This is a genomic window from Gemmatimonas sp. UBA7669 (genome assembly GCF_002483225.1).
In the GTDB taxonomy this organism is placed as follows: domain Bacteria; phylum Gemmatimonadota; class Gemmatimonadetes; order Gemmatimonadales; family Gemmatimonadaceae; genus Gemmatimonas.
Window position 1 is genome coordinate 1 of the sequence record NZ_DLHL01000035.1, and the last position, 3,916, is coordinate 3,916.

Genomic DNA, 3,916 nt, shown 5'->3' on the forward strand with positions numbered 1-3,916 from the left:
CCGGATTTGAGGTGTCCACCGAGGTTGGTTGACTCTGTGACGTCGCCGCTTACCAGTGCGCGATCGAATTTCGGAATTGCGCAGGAGCGCCCAAGTGGGTGCGATCGCCGGCGCCGCCGAGCACTCAGTCTCTTGGCGTCATCGGTGGTCGCCGATATCTCAGGCTCGGTCGAGTGGACGTAGCCGGCAGAGGCGGCGCTCCGGAGGACCCGCTCTGAGTTGCATCCAACGGACGAGGTCTAATCGATCCGCCAAATGTTGGCTGTGGCTTACCTCGCCGACCGGAGCGGCCTCGAGAGCTCTCCTCCCATGGCAGATCGTCCATGTCATCCGTCGGTCGGATTGCCATCGGGTGCAGCAGATCCAGCGCAGTCTTGAGCCACGGCCAGTCTGTGTGTTCATGGAGCAGCAGGCGCGCCACGCACTTCGCCGCCTCGAAGCGATGTCGCATGTGAGAATCATGCAACGCGAGCCGTTCGAGTTCATCGGCCGTGATTGGCCACCGATCTGGCTGCGCGATCCAGAGTGGCGCGATGTGGCGGATCGACCGTGCGGTGCGCCCGTTCACCAAGTGAATCCACGGCGAAGGACCGACGTGTCCACTCATCTGTGTTGCCGGCGCGCGCTGCGCGACAGCCCAGTGCCAGGCGGGCTCGTCGTGCCTCCGGAACGCGGCCAGCGTCACGCGCTCGTCGTCTTTGAGCTGATGAAGAACTCGCAGGACCTGAAGCCAGGTTGGGATCATCGAAAATGTGATAGGTCTCATGTTGAGACCCTGCACATAGGGGGAGGCCGGGCGAAAGCCCGACACTCCCTCTTCGAAGGGCCTCACGGCAATGGCGTCGTGGGCCGCAGCTTCACTCGGCCGATGCCCCACACCCCCGACGAAGAAATCCAGACTGCCTCGCCCGGGAGAGACGGCGAGCGAACATCGAGAACGTGCGGTCCCGGGATGGGCGGAGGGGGGATCAAGGCCCGTAGCTCATGCAGGGTATCGGGATCCGCCGTTGCCAACTGCACCCTCGTCGCCATGTTGGTGATGATGGCGCGCACGGCGTCGTGCGATCCCACCGGCAGGCGATCGCGTACCGCGGAAATTGACTGAGTCGCCAGAATCGGCGCCGATCCAAACGCGCGTCCAACAGCGAGAAACCTGGCGTCACTGACTCCAGTCGTCGTCAAGACTTCATGCGCTTCGTCGATGACGATCGCGACGAGTCGCTGCACTGCCCCATCCGGGGTGCACGCAGCGCCTGCGAGAATGGCATCGTAGGTGGCCGCCTTCACGGCACGAGCGATGGTCATGCCCTCCGCGCTCGTCATAGACGGCTGATACAGCAGCACCCGTCCACTACGAATGCAATCCAGCATCGACAGCACTCGCGTCGTTCGCAGGGGCGGGAGCACATCGAGACGGAGCGCGCGCTGAACTCGCTCGCTGGATAGCGCCCCCACCAAGGCGCTGCACGTCGCCACGAGCGATGTGCTGGTTTCCGACGCGAGGGTTGGAAGCTGCGAGAGTGCGGGCAGCGCCAAATCGGGCGCGTGCTGTGTGATCACTCGCTGCACCAGTGTCGCGTTCGACGGCACCTGCACCGTCGATCCTCCGTCCCGCGCCAGCATGCGGAGGAGCAGCAGATACCGGCTGATCGGCCGCCGTGGAGCGAGAAGCACACGCGCTTCTGCCTTCGCGATGCGTTCAGCCGCGCTCAGCGCTCCGGCCAGCCCGCGCCAAAAGAGACTGCGGCGTATGTGCGCATCGTTCGGTGCGCCAGCGAGTCGTGCGAGGTGTAGATCAATCGACACGCAGTCGTGCAGCAGGTTGCGCGCTCCGACACGCCAGAAGCTGTCCCGCTGCGAGTCCATTGAGACGTCGCTCAGCGACATATACCGATCGACTACCTCGCCGGCATCGAGTTCATCGCGATTCAGTGCGGCGAACACGTCGAGCGGTGAAGTCTCGCGTCCGTCGACTTCGAACGCATCGGCGCAGCCTGCGCGAAGCGTGGCGCCGAGCTCACGCTTGGGATCAATGCAGACCACGCAGCTGCGCTCATCGACGGGTGCGACCGCTCGCTCGGCAAGCAGCGCGCGCAACAGTGGGCTCACCAGCGATGCGCTCTTTCCCGTCCCAGTTCCACCTAGTATGAGAACCCCGCGTCCCAGCGCGGCTCGGTCGAGGATGAGCCCCAAGTCCGCCAACTCGGGCACAGCAATCGGCACCGAGAGATCGAGTGGTCGCGTCATGGTGCGAACCCCACGCGGCGAACAGGGGGCGATATGCGTTCGATCTGCGCCGCGTCAATGCGCGCGCGCACGCGATCGGACGCACTGAGAACGACACAGAGTCCACCCTCCGTGGCAGCGCGAACAGATTCGCGAAGATGTGCGGCTGCACGGAGTCGCACCCGCGCGTGCGTCAGGTCGAGTTGCACTTCAGGATACCGGTAGTACGACCTCGCGGTGTCAAGCAGTAAGCCCACGTGCACCGCAGCGTGTATGTCGATATCACCCACGATCGTGACGTCGAGGCGCCGGGGGTGAAAGCGGGGCGAGATGGTCGCGCTCATCGGCGCCCCCCGCGGGCGCTGGAAGCGACCCCCTGCCCCGGATCCCTCACCGCCATCAGGGCATCCCGCTCAGTCCCGAGTAGAGACCCCAGCGGGTGTGACGAAACGTCTTCGGCTCGCAACGGGTAGCTGAGCTCCTGTAGAAGGACTCCCCACCACCGAGTGAGCGCCGGTGTGTCGGTAGAATGCCTGAGCCCCACCAGCCGGATCCGTGGCCACGACGGCGCCGCCGTGCAGTTTCCGCTCGCCCGCAGCGTGCGCGCGAGGTGAATCGCATCCTGAACCTTGGGCCGAGAGTGGGCTAGGTTCGCCAACCCGCTCTCTTCGATCCCATCGGTAAGAACCAGCGCGACCACCTCTCGGTCTCGATTGGACTGCCCTACCTGCACCGCGTGGCAGACCGCATCAACGATCGCCGTGTGCCGCGCAGCGGACCCTTCTCGCGCCGCCCCAACACGAGCGCGCATCAGGCTGCCCAATGCCAGTGCCGTACCGGTCGCCCGTCGGCGACTCTCCCGGGTCGACAGCCCGAGCCGGACGGACACGCGATCGGCGCCACTGCCAGGAATCACGGTATCGAGCAGAGGACGCTCGGGGGCCCGGTCACTGATCGGTAGTAGCACCAGCCGATCCCCGGGGATTAGCTCGCCGGCGAGGCGGACCATTGGACGGTCCCAGGCGGTATCGGGGACGGACGCTGACAGGTCCGCATAGACCAGCACGAGCCGTGAGCGCACGGCGTTTGTCGCGGCGGACAGCACCGCCGACTCGGGAACGCCAGCCGCATTGGCGCACGCAAGCAGCGTCGTGATCCAGAGCCAGAGCAAGCGCCGCGGCATCTTGCCGACGCGCATCATGTGCTACTCACTATGGGCAATGCGTGGGTCGCGCTCGCGGCGAATCCACGGTAGTTCGCGATGGAGCTCCCGCCGAGTTGCGCGAGCGTGCGCTCGAACTCGGAGTGCGTGGCCTCGGCATTTGCCAGCAGCTCGATTTCTCGTTCCGCGTGCTCCGCCTCGAGACGACGCAGTTCCGCAATCTGGACGTCGTGTTGTCGCACCGCGATGTCGCGGAGGCGGCGCGCGCGGCGCAGTCCCGGGACGGGCGACGCGTGCAGATATCCGTCGAGCAGCGGCAACAGCAGGATCACAGCCTGGAGTCCCGCAGAGGTCAGAAGCGCGGCTGTGCGCCCCGTGGTGATGTCGCCAACGCGGCTGAGCGTCAGGCCGACACCGAGGACGACCGCGACGAGAAGGCTGAGTGCAACGAAGGCACCGTCCGTGAAATCGACGTGACGCCGGTTGGCGCTACGCCGGACTAGCTGTAATCGCTAAGGACGTTGTTCA

The 3,916-nt window shown here is 65.5% G+C and carries 3 protein-coding genes; 1 reads left to right on the top strand and 2 read right to left on the bottom strand.

Annotated elements, in window-relative coordinates:
* Positions 1-828: 828 nt before the first annotated feature.
* Together B2747_RS09950 and B2747_RS09955 are read right to left on the bottom strand one after the other, a co-directional pair.
* Positions 829-2,247: a type IV secretion system DNA-binding domain-containing protein gene (locus B2747_RS09950; protein ID WP_291159884.1), complete on the bottom strand. Its 1,419-nt coding sequence runs from the start codon at positions 2,245-2,247 to the stop codon at positions 829-831.
* A 319-nt stretch (positions 2,248-2,566) separates the two neighbouring features.
* Positions 2,567-3,427, bottom strand: coding sequence for a hypothetical protein (locus tag B2747_RS09955; RefSeq protein WP_291159887.1), 861 nt, complete (start codon positions 3,425-3,427; stop codon positions 2,567-2,569).
* A gap of 23 nt (positions 3,428-3,450) precedes the next feature.
* On the opposite strand from B2747_RS09955, the gene B2747_RS09960 reads away from it, so the two are divergent.
* Positions 3,451-3,891 (top strand): hypothetical protein, encoded by a 441-nt coding sequence (locus tag B2747_RS09960; RefSeq protein ID WP_291159889.1) that lies wholly within the window; start codon positions 3,451-3,453, stop codon positions 3,889-3,891.
* The last annotated feature ends 25 nt before the right edge of the window (positions 3,892-3,916 follow it).

Coding starts and splice junctions, on each gene's coding strand:
- B2747_RS09950 (WP_291159884.1), bottom strand. CDS start 2,247: ATGACGCGACCACTCGATCTCTCGGTGCCGATTGCTGTGCCCGAGTTG.
- B2747_RS09955 (WP_291159887.1), bottom strand. CDS start 3,427: ATGATGCGCGTCGGCAAGATGCCGCGGCGCTTGCTCTGGCTCTGGATC.